Here is a 14,414-nt window from a genome sequence, read left to right as displayed (position 1 = left end):
GCGTCCCGCCGCCCAGGACGCGCGGAACGCGCGCTTTCCGGACACGGTCAGGCGGCCACTTCCATCCGGGCCTCGCACAGGCGGGCGACGCAGGTTTCCAGGCTGGAGCGGAGCGGCGGGCTGACGATGCCGTAGGCCGCCGCCAGGCGGGAGCAGTCGAGCACGGAATTGGCCGGGCGCACCGCCGGGGTGGGATAGTCCTGCGACGCGATCGGCCGCAGCCCCGGGGTGCCGCGCCCGTGGCGGGCGGCAAGCGAGAAGACCTCGCGGGCGAAGCGGTACCAGGTCATGCGCGCCGCCCCGGCGAAATGGAAGGTGCCGAACAGCCCCGCCTCCGCGGGGGCCGGCTCCGCCAGGATGCGGGCCGACATGGCGATCAGGGCGTCGGCGATGTCGGCGGCCGCGGTCGGGCAGCCGACCTGGTCGTCCACGATGCCCAGTTCCGGCCGCTCGTCGCCCAGGCGCAGCATGGTCCGGACGAAGTTGTGGCCGTGCGGGCCGTAGACCCAGGACGTCCGGACGATCGCGTGGCGGGCGCCGACCGCCCGCACCGCCTGCTCGCCGGCGGCCTTGCTGACGCCGTAGGCGCTGAGCGGGTTCACCGGGTCGGTCTCGCGGTAGGCGTGGCCGGCCGCCTTGCCGTCGAAGACATAGTCGGTCGAGAGATGGATCAGCGGCAGGCCGGCCCGGGCGCAGGCCAGCGCGACATGGGCCGCGCCGTCGCGGTTGACCGCGAAGGCCTGGTCGGGCTCGATCTCGGCGCGGTCGACGGCGGTATAGGCGGCGGCATTGATCACCAGCGCGGCGCCGCTCTCCCGGACGACCCGCTCGACGCCCGCGCGGTCGACGATGTCGACGCCGTCGCGGCCGATCGTCCGGATGCTCCAGCCGTCGGGCGGAACCGCTTCGCGAAGCGCCGTCGCGACCTGCCCGTGGTGGCCGAACACCAGCAGCGTCCTGGGAGATGCGGAATTTTCGATGGTCTTCGTCACGAGGCGACAACCTCCAGCGTGCGGGTGGTTTCGAGGGCGCCGAGACCGAGGCGCTGCCCGCCATAGACGGCGGAGCGGAGCGGCTGCCACCAGGACCGGTTGTCCAGGTACCATTCGATGGTCCGGCGCAGGCCGGCCTCGAAGGTCACCGACGGTTCCCATCCCAGTTCGCGGCGGATCTTCGTCGCGTCGATCGCGTAGCGGAGATCATGGCCCGGCCGGTCGGCCACATGGGTGATCAGGTCGCGGCGGGGCCGCTCGCGCGGCAGCATCGCGTCGAGCGTGTCGCAGATGGCGTGCACGACATCGAGATTGCTGCGCTCGGCATCGCCGCCGACATTGTATTTCTGCCCTACCCGTCCCGCGGTGAGGATCCGCACCAGCGCCGCCGCGTGGTCCTCGACGTACAGCCAGTCGCGGACATTGGCCCCGGCGCCGTAGACCGGCAGCGGCTTGCCCTCCAGCGCGTTGAGGATCATCAGCGGGATCAGCTTCTCGGGAAACTGGTAGGGGCCGTAGTTGTTCGAGCAGTTGCTCATGACGACCGGAAGGCCGTGGGTATGGTGCCAGGCCTGGACGATATGGTCGGCCGAGGCCTTGCTCGCCGAATAGGGCGAACTGGGCGCGTAGGGCGTCTCCTCGGTGAACTTGCCGGTCGGCCCCAGCGAGCCGTAGACCTCGTCGGTGGAGACATGGTGGAACCGGAAGCCGTCGCGCCGCTCCCCCGTCAGGTCCGACCAGTGGCGGCGCGCCGCCTCGAGCAGCACGTAGGTGCCGACCACGTTGGTCTCGATGAAGACGCCGGGGATCTCGATCGACCGGTCGACATGGCTTTCGGCCGCCAGGTGCATGACCGCGTCGGGCCGGTGTTCCCGGAACACGCGCTCGACCTCGGCCCGGTCGCAGATGTCCACCGGCTCGAAAACCGCGCGCGCCCCGTCGATGATCGGCGCCAGGGTATCGGGATGGGCCGCGTAGGTCATCTTGTCCAGGCACACGATCGACGCGTTCGTGTCCCGCAGGAGATGCCGCGCGACGGCCGAACCGATGAAGCCTGCGGCACCGGTGATGATGATCTTCATGGCTCTGTTCCGGATCCTGGTTGGTGAAGCTTCCCCATGATTGTCATGACGGGATTAAGAACCGGTCACGCGGTGCGGCAAGAATACCGGGATCGTCGCTGGCATCGCCCTGTCCCCAACGTTCGGCGGAGGACGCTCCGCCGGAAGGCATAGACTGGTTACCACTAAAGTGTGAACCGTTCGTTAACTACGATTTGCCACCCTCGCGGGAGCGGGCACATCCGGTGCGGGAGCCTCTTTTCATACCGGGGTAATTTTACCACCGACGCGGGACGCCGGCCGACGCCCCATCCGCGCCGGCTGGAAGATGTCCCGGCGATATGCGGATTTTGGTGTTGTTATAGCGCCTATTACCCCTTTAGAATAAATCTTCCGTAGTAACTCTTCCCGCGACCAGCAAAACGGCGGAAGCGAGGCCCCTTCACCGTGACGACCGAAGCTCCCGTCTGCGTCATCGTCGTCAACCACAACGGCGGCGCCCTGCTGAGCCGCTGCATCGACAGCCTCGCGGCCCAGACCGTGCTGCCGCGCGACGTGGTCGTCGTGGACAATCTCTCGACCGACGGCTCCGCCGCCTTCCTGGAGACCCTGTCCGGCCCGCTCGCGGGGCGGGTCCGGCTGATCGCGCCGGGAGCCAATCTCGGCTTCGCGGCGGCCAACAACCTGGCGGCCGGCCTGACGCGGGAGCCCTGGATCGCGCTGCTCAACCCCGACGCCTTCCCCGAGCCGCGGTGGCTGGAGGCCCTGGCGGACGCGACCGTCCGGCATCCCGACGTCGCGATGTTCGGGTCGACGCAGATCGACGCCGAGTCCCCCGGCCGGCTCGACGGCGCCGGCGACGTCTATCATGCCAGCGGCCTGGTCTGGCGCGGACATCACGGCGCGCCGGTGTCGGAGCTGCCCCCGGAAGGCGAAGTCTTCGCGCCTTGCGCCGCCGCGGCCCTGTACCGCCGCGACGCCTTCCTGGCGGCGGGAGGGTTCGACGAGGGGTTCTTCTGCTATTGCGAGGACGTGGACCTGGGATTCCGGCTGCGCCTGGCGGGCGAGCGCTGCGTCCAGGTCGCCTCCGCGCGGGTCCTCCATGTCGGCTCGGCGATCACCGGCCGGCGCAGCGGCTTCGCCACGTACCACGGCACCCGCAACCGGGTCTGGATGTTCGTCAAGAACATGCCGGCCCCGCTGCTGATCGGGCTGCTTCCCGTCCACCTCGCGGTGAACGGCCTGATGCTGGCCAGGGGCGCGGTCCTGGGCCAGGGCGGGCCGATGCTGCGCGGCCTGCGCGACGCGGTCCGCCATATCGGACCGGTCCTGGCCGAGCGGCGCGCGATCCAGGCCCGGCGCCGGCTGTCCGCCGCCGGCGTGGCGCGCGCGGTCGATTGGTCCGTCACGGGGCTCCTGGCCCGGCGCGCCCGTCCCCTGGACGGCCCGTCCCGCCGGGCCGCCGGCCCGCTGCCGGATGCCCCGATGAAGTGATTTCCACCGGAATTTCCCGGATCCCGGCACGCTATTGATACATGAAGGTCCATTTGAATGAACAAGATCGTTTATCTCGATTCGAAGCGGCGGCGGCCGGCGGGGCCTGACGACAATCCCGACGCGGCGGGGCCCGAAAAGGATGCTCCGCGCCCGGCGCGGCAGGGCCGGCCGGGCGTCACGATCGTCATGGTCAGCTATCACACCGGCCCGGTCCTGGACGAGGCGATCGCGGCCGTCCTGTCGCAGGACGTCGGGATCGAACTGGTCCTGGTGGACAACGGCAATCCCGCGGCCGTGACCGCCGCGCTGGTGGCCCGCGCCGCGCAGGACCCGCGGCTCCGGGTGGTCACCGGCCACGGCAACATCGGCTATGCCGCCGCCTGCAACCTGGGAGCCCGCGGGGCCCGCGGCGAGTACCTGCTGCTGCTGAACCCCGACTGCGTGCTCCAGCCCGGGGCGCTCGGCGAGCTGATCCGCCTGACGGGGACGGCGCCCCGGCCCTGGGTCGCGGGATGCCGGATCGTCAATCCCGACGGAACCGACCAGCGCGGCTCCCGGCGCGAGTTGCCGACGCCCTGGCTGACCCTCGTGGAAGCCTTGCGGCTGGACCGGATGGCCCCCAACCATCCGTATTTCCGGCGGCTGAACCAGCACGACCAGCCGCTGCCGGAGAAGGTCACCGCGGTTCCCGCGGTCAGCGGCGCCTGCATGCTGATGCTCCTGGAGGACTTCCTGGCGCTGGGCGGCATGGACGAGCGCTACTTCCTCCACGTGGAGGACCTGGACCTGTGCTTCGCGATGTCCCGCAGGGGAGGCGCGGTCCTGTTCGTCCCGCAAGTCAGCCTGATGCATTACAAGAGCACGAGCGACGCCTCCGTCGTCCGGATCGAGTGGTGCAAGGCGCGCGGCTTCACCCGGTATTTCCGCAAGAACTTCACCGGGCTGTATCCCGGCTTCTTCCTGGGGTTCGTCAATCTCCTGGTCTGGGGATATTTCCTGCTGCGCCTGTCCAGCCTGGCCCGGAGGAGCGCCGTCCGCGGGATCGCCGGGCTGCTGCGGTTCGGGCGGCCGGCTCAGCGGGCGGCCGAGTCCGGCGGCGAGGCCGAGAAGCGGGGTCGGAAAGGCTGGGCGGCATAGCCCAGCAGCCGCGCCGCGTCGCCCCCGTCGAACGCCAGATCCTGGTTCATCCGCGCGAACAGCGCCGGGCTGTAGGCCACCCCGGTCACCCGGCGGGCCACGGAGATGCCCCGGGCGAGCAGGCCGGCGGGCAGCGGCACGATGCGGACCGGCCGGTCGAGCGCCACGAAGATGCGCCGGACCATCTCGCGATAGGTCAGGGTCTCGCCGCCCGGCAGGTCGATCGACCGTCCCGCCACGAGCCCGTTGCCGAGCGCCGCCACGAGGGCGCCGGCGACGTCGTCGGCATGGATCGGCTGGCGCAGGCCGCGGGCCGGCATGCCGACGGGAAAAAAGCCGAACCGCAGGACGAAGCGCGCGATGGCGGTCACGTTGGCGTCGCGGAGCCCGTCATGGATCAGCGTCGGGCGCAGGATGGTCCAGGGAATGCCGGCCCGGGCGCAGAACGCCGCGATCCCGCTCTCGGCCTCGGCGAGGCGCTGCGCCACCGCGCGCTCCTCCGGGTCGGCGCTGCCGGACTTGGCCAGCACGCTGGTCGAGCCGAGCGCCACGATCTGCGCCGCGCCGGCGAGGCGGGGCAGGAGCGGCGGCAGGAGCCACATCGGCATCAGCGATAGCACGGCGGCGCCCGGCTCCGCCGCCCAGCCGGCAGGATCGGCCACGTCCAGCCGGAGCCAGGGGAAACCCGGGGCAGCCATGGTTCCGCCCGGCGGAGGGCGCCTCCCGGCGCATGTGCCGGTGCGCCCGCGGGCGGCGAGCCGGTCGAGCAGGTACGGCCCGACGAGGCTGCTCGCGCCGAGCACCAGAACCGGCGGGGCGGCGGGGGAAATCTCCGGATCATCCATGGCGGCGTCTCCTCAGCATAGGCGGCAGATGAAGGCGACCTCGTTGTTGACCGACAGGGGCAGGAACCGGAACGGTATGCCGAACCGCCGCTCGACCCGGAACCGCCGCGCCAGTTCGGCTTCCACCCGCCGATGGTCGAAGCCGATATGGGAGTAGATATAGCGCCCGTCGGGCGTCTCGCTGACCACACGGGACGGCGGCCGCCCCGCCAGCACGGAGCGAACGGTTCCGGAATCGACCCGTTCCGTTCCCGCCATGGCCCGGAAGAGGCATTTGACCGCGCCCGCCGGCCCCAGTTCCGACGGGACCGTCACGATGACCCGGGTCGCGGGGCCGGCGAGCGCGGCGATCCGGTCGAGCGCCTCCGCCAGGTCAGGATCGTCCAGATGCTCCAGCACCTCCATGCAGAAGATATGGGAGAACCGCTCCCCCGCCAGGCCGTCGAGTCCCGACGCGTGTTCCACCAGCCGGGGACGCCCCTCCACTCCGATCCGGGCGGCCCCGAACTGGGTGGCCCTAAACTGGGCGGCCATGGACGCGAAGGGCTCGTAGCCGGTCAGACGGTCCGGCCCGACTCCCCGCTCCTGGAGCAGGCTGAGGAAGAAGCCGTCGCCGCATCCGTAGTCCAGCACGCGGATGTCGCCGCCCGGTGCCACCTGCCCGAGCATCGCATGGTAGCGATGGCTCTGGACGAGGCGCTTCAGCGGATTGTGCGAACGATAGGTCAGTTCGGCATAGGACATGGAAATCGGTATATCGTCATGGACGGACGCCCGCAAATCGTCACAAAGATCCTGTTGAGTGCCGGGCGGCTGGACTTTAAACCATCCGGCATTGCTTTGGGCAGTTACCCCTGTTTTCATGAACGAGGGGTTAATTGATTTCGGTCTTGTCGAATACTCGGATATGACAACTGACTCTCCCCGGACGGTCCCGGCAGGGCGGCACCTTTACCCCGCCGCCGCGCTGCTCGTCGTCCTCTATGTCAATACCTTCGAAATCTGGGGAATGCTGGTCGGCTTCCTCGGCGGCGAGCGTGCCGGCCTGGTCCCCTTCGCGGCGCTTCTGGGCGCCCTGGGCTGCGTCCCGTGGCTGGTCCGCGGGCGCGGCCGGATCGGGCTGCGGCCCGGCGCCCTCATCGCCGCCGCGGCCCTGATCGCCTTCGGGCTGCTGATCACCGACCCCGCCTTTCCGGCCAAGCGCATCCATGTGCCGCAATATCTGCTGCTGGCGCTGGTCCTGCGCAGGGCGCTGTCCGACCATGTCGGCGGCGGCGCCCTGACCGGCACCGCCGTGCTGTTCACCCTGCTTTTCGGCATCCATGACGAGATGCTCCAGGGTCTCCATCCGAACCGGACCTACGGTTTGCGCGACATGGCGGTGAACGGCGTGTCGGGGGCGGCCGGAGCCCTGCTGGCCGCCGGCATCGGGCTGTGGACGGGGCCGGCGGTGCCGTTCCGCCCGGACCGCCGGACCGGGGCGGCGGCCGCGGCGCTGGCCTGCGCCGTCCTGTTCCTGGTGCTGCACCTGGTCGATCATCGCGGGACTCCGCCGCCGGTCTGGCTCGGGCTGCCCGTCGTGGCAACCGGCCTGGCCCTGCTGGCGGCGGGCCGCGCTGCGGCGGCGAGCCCGGCGGTCCGGCACGCCGCCACGGCGTTCGCCTGGATCACCCTTCCCCTGGCCCTTTACCCGGTGATGCCCCATGTCGCGCCGCTCGTTTTCAATTAGCCTCGCCGTCGCCGTCCTCGCCCTGGCGCTGGGGGCGGCCGGCTATGCCGCGTGGCTTCGGCATGGACAGCCGAAGCGGCTGAACGTCGTGATCCTGACCGTGGAGAGCTTCCGCGCCGACTTCGTGCGGCCGGACGTCACGCCGAACCTGCTCGCGGCCGCCGAATCGGGCATCCGGTTCACCGGCCACCGGACCATCTCGGCCTGGACGGCGCCCAACGTGATCTCGGTGCTGACCGGGACCGACCCGTTCGCGCAGGGGGTCCACGCCCAGCGCCAGGCCGTGCCGCCGGAGTGGAAAGTGCCGCTGGAGACGCTGTCGGACGCCGGATGGCGGGTGACCGGGCTGCAGAGCTTCATGCAGATCGACACCTTCCGGGGCCTGGGACTGGCGATCGAACCGGGCGAGGAGCCGGTGCCCTGGCTGGAACGCCAGGCCGGCGCCGCGACGCCGTTCGTCCTGTGGTACCATTACCTGCCGACCCACCTGCCCTACCGGCCGTCCGCCGCCTTCATGCCGGACCTGGAGGCCCTGCTGCCCGCCGGCGACCAGGCCGCCCGGGAGCGCATGGACGCCGTGATGACCCGGCCGACCATCCGGACCGGCACGGTCGCCTTCGAGCCGGCCGACCGCCCCGCGATCGCCGCCCTCCACGCGGGGGCCTACCGGGAATTCGATGCCTGGTTCGGCCGGTTCTGGAGCTTCTTCAAGGCCAGCGGGCTAGACCGGGACACCATCCTGGTGGTGACCGCCGACCATGGCGACGAGCACCTGGAACGCGGCCATGTCGGCCACGCCTCGACCACCCATGACGGGCACCTCCATGAGGAGGTGACCCGGATCCCCCTGTTCCTCTGGGTGCCCGGGAGCGGCGGGCGGAGCGACCCGGGCGGGCGTGTCGTCGAGGCGGCGACCGACCATCTGGACATCATGCCGACGGTTATGGGGCGGCTGGGAGTCGCGGCGGAGCTGCCGCTGGCGGGGCGCGACCTCCTGGCCGGCCCGATCGCCCCCGGCCGGCCCTGGATGGCGCTGACCAGCAGGGCCGGTTTCCAGGAACCCGACCCGGACGCGGTCCGCGACTATCGCACGGCCATCGCCGAGGGCGGATGGAAGCTGCACCTCGACCACCGCGACGGCGCGGTGGTTTCCCGCCGGCTCTACGACCTCCGCTCGGACCCCGGGGAACTGGACGACGTCGCCTCCCTGCACCCCGATACGGTGGCGCGGCTGTCGGCGCCGCTCGAATCGGCCTTCGCGGCCCGCCGGATCGTCAGGCCGTCGGCCGCCAGCCCCGCCGGCGACGGCGCGGCGCCGGTCTGGCGGGTGCCGGCGGCCAGCGGCACCGTGGCCCACCAGCAGGTGTCCGGGGGCTTCCGCATGGAATGGACCGGCGAGCCGTCGTCAGACTATGTCATCCAGTACGAGGCCGGCGAGGGCCTGCTCAGCCTGAAGGGGGAACTGGAGGTCAAGGGAGTCCTGCGGGAGTTCGGGCCGGTCGACGCCGCCTATTGGAAGACCTTCATCCTGCCCTACGGCAAGGTCCGGATGCGCGTCGGCCCGGCGGGCCGCGGCGACCGGTGGAGCGACTGGCTGGTCATGACCCCCGTTCCATAGGCGCCTCCTCAGGGCGGCGGCCGGAGGGAGGCGCGGATCGCGGAATCGGCCAGGAAGGGCGGCAGGACCGCGGCCAGATCCGCGGCCCGTTCCTTGAGGGCGGGATCGCCGATCCGGTCGGCGAGGCGCAGGATCGCGGCGGCGAGGCGCAGGCAGCGGGATTCGGCGGGACGCTCGCGAAGGTCGCGGAGCATGGCGGAAAGCAGATCCGCCAGCCACGCCGGCACCGCCTTCTCCGCCGCGACGGTGCCGCCTGCCAGCTCCACGGCGCCGACCTGGGCCGAGCAGGCGGGATGCGCCGCCAGCCGTTCGGCTCCCGCCCGGACCGATTCGCCATCCGCCGGCCTTGCGAGCCCGGCGAGGCGGGCGTGAAGCCAGGGCTGGCTGACGGGACGGCGGGCATCCAGGTCCTCCAGCACCCCGGCCCAGACCGCCGCCCGGTACTCCGGGCCGGCATCCAGCAGATGGCAGCGGACCGCCTGCAGGAGGGCGAAGCCGGTCGCGAAGTCCCGGTCGGGCACCGCCCGGAGCAGGGCCGGCAGTCCGCCGGGAAGCAGCCCGCCGAGGGCGGCCCACGCCGCCAGCGCCTCGTCCCCGTCGCCCCGCATCGGGGCGCTGCGCCGGATCAGCGCCGTCAGGTCCTCCCCCTCGCCGGGGGCCGGGGCGGGCGGCGCGGCCGCGGGACAAGCATAGTCGCCGGGAGGGTCGACCCGGTAGGGCGGACCGCCGGCCGGCCCGTCGGCACGGCCGAGGTCGGCCGCCACGGCCTCACCGTTCCGCAGGAAGCGGTCCTCCGGGCCGGCACCGACCAGGAAAGAGACCCCCGGCAGGCCGCGCGCGGCATGGTCGCGCCCCCAGCCTTCGGCAGCGAGGGAGAAGCGGTCGGCGCCCCCGCCGTCCAGCAGGACCCCGGTGCCGTTCGCCGTGCCGGCCCCCTGGGCCAGGCTGCCGGCCTCGTAGGCGTCGTCGCCGGCGCCGTCCACCAGGGCGCCCAGCGCCATGTCCAGGCCCATGCCCTGCCCGACGCCGTGGCGGGCGGCATAGGCGTCGTTCCCGCCCCGGTCCGCCAGCAGTCCGATCCCGCCATGGACCCCGGCGCCCTGGACGTAGCGGACCCCCTGGTAGCGGTCGTTCCCCGCCCCGTCCGCCAGCACGCCGATCCCGGTGAAGTAGCCGGCACCCTGGCCGAACATCTCCAGCTCGTAGCCGTCGTCCCCCGAATCGTCCCGCAGGATGCCGATGCCGCCCCCGTGGCTGGCCCTGATCCCGGTCCCCATGCCCTGGGCCTGGCTGAGCCGCCCGTCGCGGCCGACGGTGTCGGGCGGCCCGGCCGCGCGGTTGAGATCGTTGCCGCCGAGGTCCCACAGGAGCGCCGTTCCCCCGACCTGCCCGAATGCCTGCCCGCGGTCGCCGATCCCGCGCGAGTCGTCCCCGGCCCCGTCGATCAGCACGGCTGCTCCCAGGGCCGCGGCTGCCTGCCCGAAGCCTTCCGCGACGTAGCGGTCGTTGCCGGCGCGGTCGATCAGGAGGGCGACACCCCCGAGGGCGGCGGCCTGGGTGCCGACGCCGCCCTCGTGGATGTCGTCCCCGTCGAGGTCCGCGAGGGCGACGAACGACCGGATCGCGAGGGGGTCGCCCAGATAGCGGTCGTCGCCCTCGAGGTCGATGATCGTCAAGTGGCTGCCCGTCACGGGAGCGATAAAGTCGTAAGTGTCGTTGCCGCCGGTATCGACGACCAGGATCGTGCCGGGCTCGATCCGGTGGCGGTCGTCGCCGGTCCCGCCGACCAGGATGCGCCCTTCGGCGCCGTCCAGGACGAAGCCGCCGCCGGCCGCTTCGGCCGGCAGCCCGGCCACGTCGCCGACCAGCGTCGCCAGGGCGGCGGCGAGTCGCGGGGCGAGTCGCCGGGCGGCCTCGCCGGTCGCGGCGCCTCCCACGGCCGCCAGGGTGGCGGCCCCCGGCCCGCCGGCGTGGAGATCGGCGAGGATGGCAGGGACGTCGCAGCAGGCGGGCGCTTCGGGAAGCTCCGCCAGCAGGTCCGTCACGGTCCGTCCATAGTCCGCGAGTCGCTCCCGGAGTCCGGATCGCCCGGGTCCGGCGGCGTCGCGGCGGCCCCACGATCCCAGCATGTCCGCGGCATTCTCCAGTCCCAGCCGCCGGATGACCCGGTCGGCGAGATCGGCGCCGCCGGTCGCCGTCTCGATCGGCCTTCGAAGCAGGTCCGCCAGCAGGGGCTGGACACCGTCCGGAACGTCGAACGCTTCGGTTTCAAGAAGGTTGGCCGGGACAAGGAGCGCGTCGATGCCGGCGGCTTTCGCGAGCGCGGCCCGCTCCAGGCGCTCCCGCGAGGCAGCCTCGTCCCAGGGTTGCGCGAGGGCCGGGAGGGACAGCAGGACGGCGGCGGCCAGCGCTCCGAGCCGCAGCGCGCCGGAGAGCAGGACGAGCGCTCCGGTCCCATCGGACCTGATGCCGGTCATGGGCACATCACCTCGATGCTGGGCTTACAAAGCAACAGGGGCTCCATCCCGGAGGATGGAGCCCCTGCCGCTGCTCAGATGAGCGTCCGCATCAGAACTTGTAGCGGAGGCGCAGGTAGCCGACGTGGCCGTCGCTCGAGTCGGTGCCCTGGTAGTCGTAGTTGCCGGAGATGGTCAGCTTGTCGTTCGACAGGAAGGTCAGGCCGACGCCGACATTGTAGATGTCCTGGCTCGGCTTGGCGCCCTTGATCGTCGAGGCGAGCTCGGGAAGGTTGACCATGGTGAAGTTGTTGGACGGAGCGTCGTCGTTGAACTCACGCGTGTAGCCGATGCGCAGTTCGGGGATCAGGCGCCCGCCTTCGATCGCCACGGGATAGGCGATCCGCAAGCCGATGCCGGCCTGGAACGACGTGTTGTCCGAGGAGGCCATCGACACGCCGTTGTTACCCGTCTCCTTGTAGGAGTCGGTATCGGAGTAGGTGTACTGCAGGAACAGGTTGGGCGTCAGTTCGAAGCCGTTGAAGCTCTTCGTCAGACCGCCGCCGACGCGGGCCCGGTAGGCGGAGGAGTCGAAGTCCGCCGTCAGGTTCTCGATCGAGGAGAAGCCGCTGGAGGGCTGGGTGACGCTGAACCTGCGGGTCTGGTCGTTCTTGTTGAAGCCGTAGCCCAACTGGACGTCCATGTACCACGGGGCCGGGTTGTAGCTGGCGTACAGGGTCGCCTGGTAGCTGTCGATTTCCGACGTGTCGCCGACGGAAGCGTTCTTGCCGTCGATGTCGATGTTCGCATAGCCGACCGCCAAGCCGACGCGCAGGTTGTCGGCGACCACCGTGTCCGCACCGATCGTCAGGCCGCGGCTGTCGGCCTGGAAGCCGGAAACGCCGTCCTTCAGGTCCTGCGTGAAAGTGGACAGGTAGGGCTGGGCCCACATCTCGATGCCGCGGCCGACCATGTCACCGGCGGCCATGCCGGTCTGGCTGTCCGCTCCGCGCATGGACGCGAGACGGGTGTTGACCGTGGTCGTGGACGCCGCCCCGATCGCGTTGGTGACGGTGGCGCCCGTCGCGGAGATGCTGAAATCGGGCGTGATCTCCCTGACGAACTGGTTGACGATGTCGGTGATTTGGGGCTGGGACAGCTGGACCGGCCTGCCGTTGATCGTGGCCGTCGAGCTCTGGAAGACGGACAGGATTCTGCCGAGCTGATTCGTCGTGCCGATGGTGGCGATCCGCTGGGACAAGCCGCCGGGCAGGTCCACGATCCTGGTGAGCGCCCTTTCGAGAGCGACGGTGGTCGAAGTGACCGAGGCGTTGCCGCCGGTCGAGACGGCGCCGGACTTGATCGCGTCGATCGCCTTCTGGACCGGCGCGTTGGGAGAGATGCCGGCTTCGCGGGTGATCCGGAGCTGGTTGCCCGACTGGGACAGTACGAACTTTTCGATCGCATTGGTGTTGTCGACGCCGGCCGTCGACGCGAGGGTCAGCGTACCGGTCGATTCGAGGACCGTCAGGGACGTGCCGGGAGCGACCGCGGTAGTCCGCGAACCGGTGTTCGGCGCGATCTTGCCATCCACGCTGGCCGTTCCGCTGACCGAGAGCTGGCCCTGGGCGGCGTCGGTGATCGTGACGGCCAGGGTGCCGGTCGAGGTCTGGACGTAGTTGCCGGTGATGGTGCGCGTGGCGCTGCCGACGTCCAGGGTGCCGGAGTTGGTCACCGTCGTCGCGGTGATCGAACCGTTCTGGTTGACCTTGGCGCCCGAGGCGATGTTGAAGGCGCTGAAGCCCGTGACGCTGCCGTTGAGCGTGGAGGTCCCGCTCAGCGCGTTCACAACGTTGGTGCCGGCGCCGCCGATGACGTTGCCGGTGATGCTGCCGCCGAGCAGGCGCAGCTCGTCGTTGCCCGACCCGAACACGACCTTGCCGACGATCGTGCCGGAGTTGGCGACGACCAGGCGGGCCGAGCTGAGCGAGGCGTCGATCGCCATGCCGGAGCCGTCGTTCGGGCCGCCCTGGATCGTGCCGCTGTTGGTGATCCCGTCGGAGATCGAGCCGTTCGCGCCGAGATAGATGGCGGTGCCGGTCTGGGAGATGATCGTGCCGCTGTTGGTGATGCTGCGCATCGCCCCGTAGACGGAGATCGCGTTGCCGCTGTCGCTGGAGATCAGCCCTTCGTTGGTGATCGTCGATCCGCCCACGTTCCCGTTGGCGACGTCGGTCGCGACGATGATGCCGTCGGCGCCGCCCGTGCCCCGGATCACGCCCGTCGGACGGTTGATGATGTCGGCCCGGCTGGCGAGATAAATAGCGGCGACGTCGCGCGCCGTGTTGCCGGGGGTCTTGCTCGCCTCGATCGTCCCGTAGTTGTCGATCTTGGTCGCGGCGGAGGCGACGCCGGTGACGACGATGGCGGAGCTGTTCGCGAAGCCGCGGATGGTGCCCCTGTTCTCGACCGAGCCGCCGCCGATCAGTTCGATCGCCACGGGCTTGTCCGCCGTTCCGACGATCGTCTCGTTGGCGGCGACGTTGGTGGCCGTCCTGACCGTCGCGACCGGCGTGGCCGAACGGACTTGAGCATAGGCGCTGCCGACGCCCGAGAATACGGCGCTGAACGCGAACACCGATGTGGTTGCAAGCAGTACCGCCTGCTGCCTATGACGTCTATTGATCAACATAAATGTGCCCCCTGCGGCGAATGCGGCAAAGTTCTGCAAATTTCGAACTGCGTGCTGCCATGAGTAAACAATCTTCGGAGAAGGATCAAGTACCGATAATCGTATCACGTGCGTCGTAATGCGCTTGTTCGGATTTATGGCGCCGGGGACACACCGGCTGTCGATTATCGGGATATGCGCCGCCCCGCATACCGTATGGGCGATGCCGCCTGTTGCCCCAATTCGACCTTATCAGCGTTAAGGCAACATTAAATACTCGCCCTGATAGTGGCGCTCGGCCAAGCAGCCCTCGCGGAATCCCGCCGGGTCCGATCGCGCCCCGTCCGTGACGGCGGCCGGGCAGGGTCCGGGCACCGCCCCGCGTCGGCGGCATGGCCCGCGTCATGA

The 14,414-nt window shown here is 70.6% G+C and carries 10 protein-coding genes; 4 read left to right on the top strand and 6 right to left on the bottom strand.

Going from position 1 to position 14,414, the window contains the following annotated elements; all coding sequences use genetic code 11:
• Positions 1 to 47: 47 nt before the first annotated feature.
• Together rfbD and rfbB are read right to left on the bottom strand one after the other, a co-directional pair.
• Positions 48 to 992, bottom strand: coding sequence for a dTDP-4-dehydrorhamnose reductase (gene rfbD / locus IGS68_RS03145; protein ID WP_247881152.1), 945 nt, complete (start codon positions 990 to 992; stop codon positions 48 to 50).
• Positions 989 to 2,074 carry a dTDP-glucose 4,6-dehydratase gene (gene rfbB, locus IGS68_RS03140; RefSeq protein ID WP_201077253.1) on the bottom strand — a complete coding sequence of 362 codons (1,086 nt, stop codon included), beginning with the start codon at positions 2,072 to 2,074 and terminating at the stop codon, positions 989 to 991. Before rfbB ends, rfbD begins: the two co-directional genes overlap by 4 nt.
• Positions 2,075 to 2,500: 426 nt before the next feature.
• Between rfbB and IGS68_RS03135 the strand changes: the two genes are divergently transcribed.
• Complete coding sequence (locus IGS68_RS03135; protein ID WP_201077252.1) at positions 2,501 to 3,547, top strand: glycosyltransferase family 2 protein; 1,047 nt, start codon at positions 2,501 to 2,503, stop codon at positions 3,545 to 3,547.
• Positions 3,548 to 3,604: 57 nt separating this feature from the next.
• Positions 3,605 to 4,687, top strand: a complete 1,083-nt coding sequence (locus IGS68_RS03130; RefSeq protein WP_201077251.1) for a glycosyltransferase family 2 protein — start codon at positions 3,605 to 3,607, stop codon at positions 4,685 to 4,687.
• Here IGS68_RS03130 and IGS68_RS03125 read toward each other — a convergent pair.
• Together IGS68_RS03125 and IGS68_RS03120 are read right to left on the bottom strand one after the other, a co-directional pair.
• Positions 4,624 to 5,532, bottom strand: coding sequence for an NAD-dependent epimerase/dehydratase family protein (locus IGS68_RS03125; protein WP_201077250.1), 909 nt, complete (start codon positions 5,530 to 5,532; stop codon positions 4,624 to 4,626). The genes IGS68_RS03130 and IGS68_RS03125 overlap by 64 nt on opposite strands.
• A gap of 12 nt (positions 5,533 to 5,544) precedes the next feature.
• Positions 5,545 to 6,276: a class I SAM-dependent methyltransferase gene (locus IGS68_RS03120; RefSeq protein ID WP_201077249.1), complete on the bottom strand. Its 732-nt coding sequence runs from the start codon at positions 6,274 to 6,276 to the stop codon at positions 5,545 to 5,547.
• 163 nt (positions 6,277 to 6,439) lie between these two features.
• Here IGS68_RS03120 and IGS68_RS03115 point away from each other — a divergent pair, with 163 nt between their 5' ends.
• Positions 6,440 to 7,261, top strand: a complete 822-nt coding sequence (locus tag IGS68_RS03115; RefSeq protein WP_201077247.1) for a VanZ family protein — start codon at positions 6,440 to 6,442, stop codon at positions 7,259 to 7,261.
• A complete protein-coding gene (locus IGS68_RS03110) occupies positions 7,236 to 8,879 on the top strand; it encodes a sulfatase-like hydrolase/transferase (protein ID WP_201077245.1) in 1,644 nt (547 codons plus the stop codon). Before IGS68_RS03115 ends, IGS68_RS03110 begins: the two co-directional genes overlap by 26 nt.
• An 8-nt stretch (positions 8,880 to 8,887) precedes the next feature.
• Here IGS68_RS03110 and IGS68_RS03105 read toward each other — a convergent pair whose 3' ends face one another.
• Both IGS68_RS03105 and IGS68_RS03100 read right to left on the bottom strand, forming a co-directional pair.
• Positions 8,888 to 11,356 (bottom strand): hypothetical protein, encoded by a 2,469-nt coding sequence (locus IGS68_RS03105; RefSeq protein WP_201077243.1) that lies wholly within the window; start codon positions 11,354 to 11,356, stop codon positions 8,888 to 8,890.
• 91 nt (positions 11,357 to 11,447) lie between these two features.
• The gene (locus tag IGS68_RS03100) at positions 11,448 to 13,973 is read right to left on the bottom strand and encodes an autotransporter family protein (RefSeq protein WP_201077241.1); all 2,526 of its coding nucleotides are present in this window, start codon (positions 13,971 to 13,973) and stop codon (positions 11,448 to 11,450) included.
• Between the last annotated feature and the right edge of the window lie 441 nt (positions 13,974 to 14,414).

Source organism: Skermanella sp. TT6 (assembly GCF_016653635.2).
Classification (GTDB): Bacteria; Pseudomonadota; Alphaproteobacteria; order Azospirillales; family Azospirillaceae; genus Skermanella; species Skermanella cutis.
The sequence above is the reverse complement of the archived record's forward strand: the minus strand, read 5'-3'. Positions and strand labels throughout refer to the sequence as shown.

Excerpts from the sequence above, each read along its gene's own strand:
- IGS68_RS03115 (WP_201077247.1), top strand. The coding sequence starts at position 6,440 with ATGACAACTGACTCTCCCCGGACGGTCCCGGCAGGGCGGCACCTTTAC.
- IGS68_RS03125 (WP_201077250.1), bottom strand. The coding sequence starts at position 5,532 with ATGGATGATCCGGAGATTTCCCCCGCCGCCCCGCCGGTTCTGGTGCTC.
- IGS68_RS03110 (WP_201077245.1), top strand. The coding sequence starts at position 7,236 with ATGTCGCGCCGCTCGTTTTCAATTAGCCTCGCCGTCGCCGTCCTCGCC.
- IGS68_RS03120 (WP_201077249.1), bottom strand. The coding sequence starts at position 6,276 with ATGTCCTATGCCGAACTGACCTATCGTTCGCACAATCCGCTGAAGCGC.
- IGS68_RS03130 (WP_201077251.1), top strand. The coding sequence starts at position 3,605 with ATGAACAAGATCGTTTATCTCGATTCGAAGCGGCGGCGGCCGGCGGGG.
- rfbB (WP_201077253.1), bottom strand. The coding sequence starts at position 2,074 with ATGAAGATCATCATCACCGGTGCCGCAGGCTTCATCGGTTCGGCCGTC.
- IGS68_RS03105 (WP_201077243.1), bottom strand. The coding sequence starts at position 11,356 with ATGACCGGCATCAGGTCCGATGGGACCGGAGCGCTCGTCCTGCTCTCC.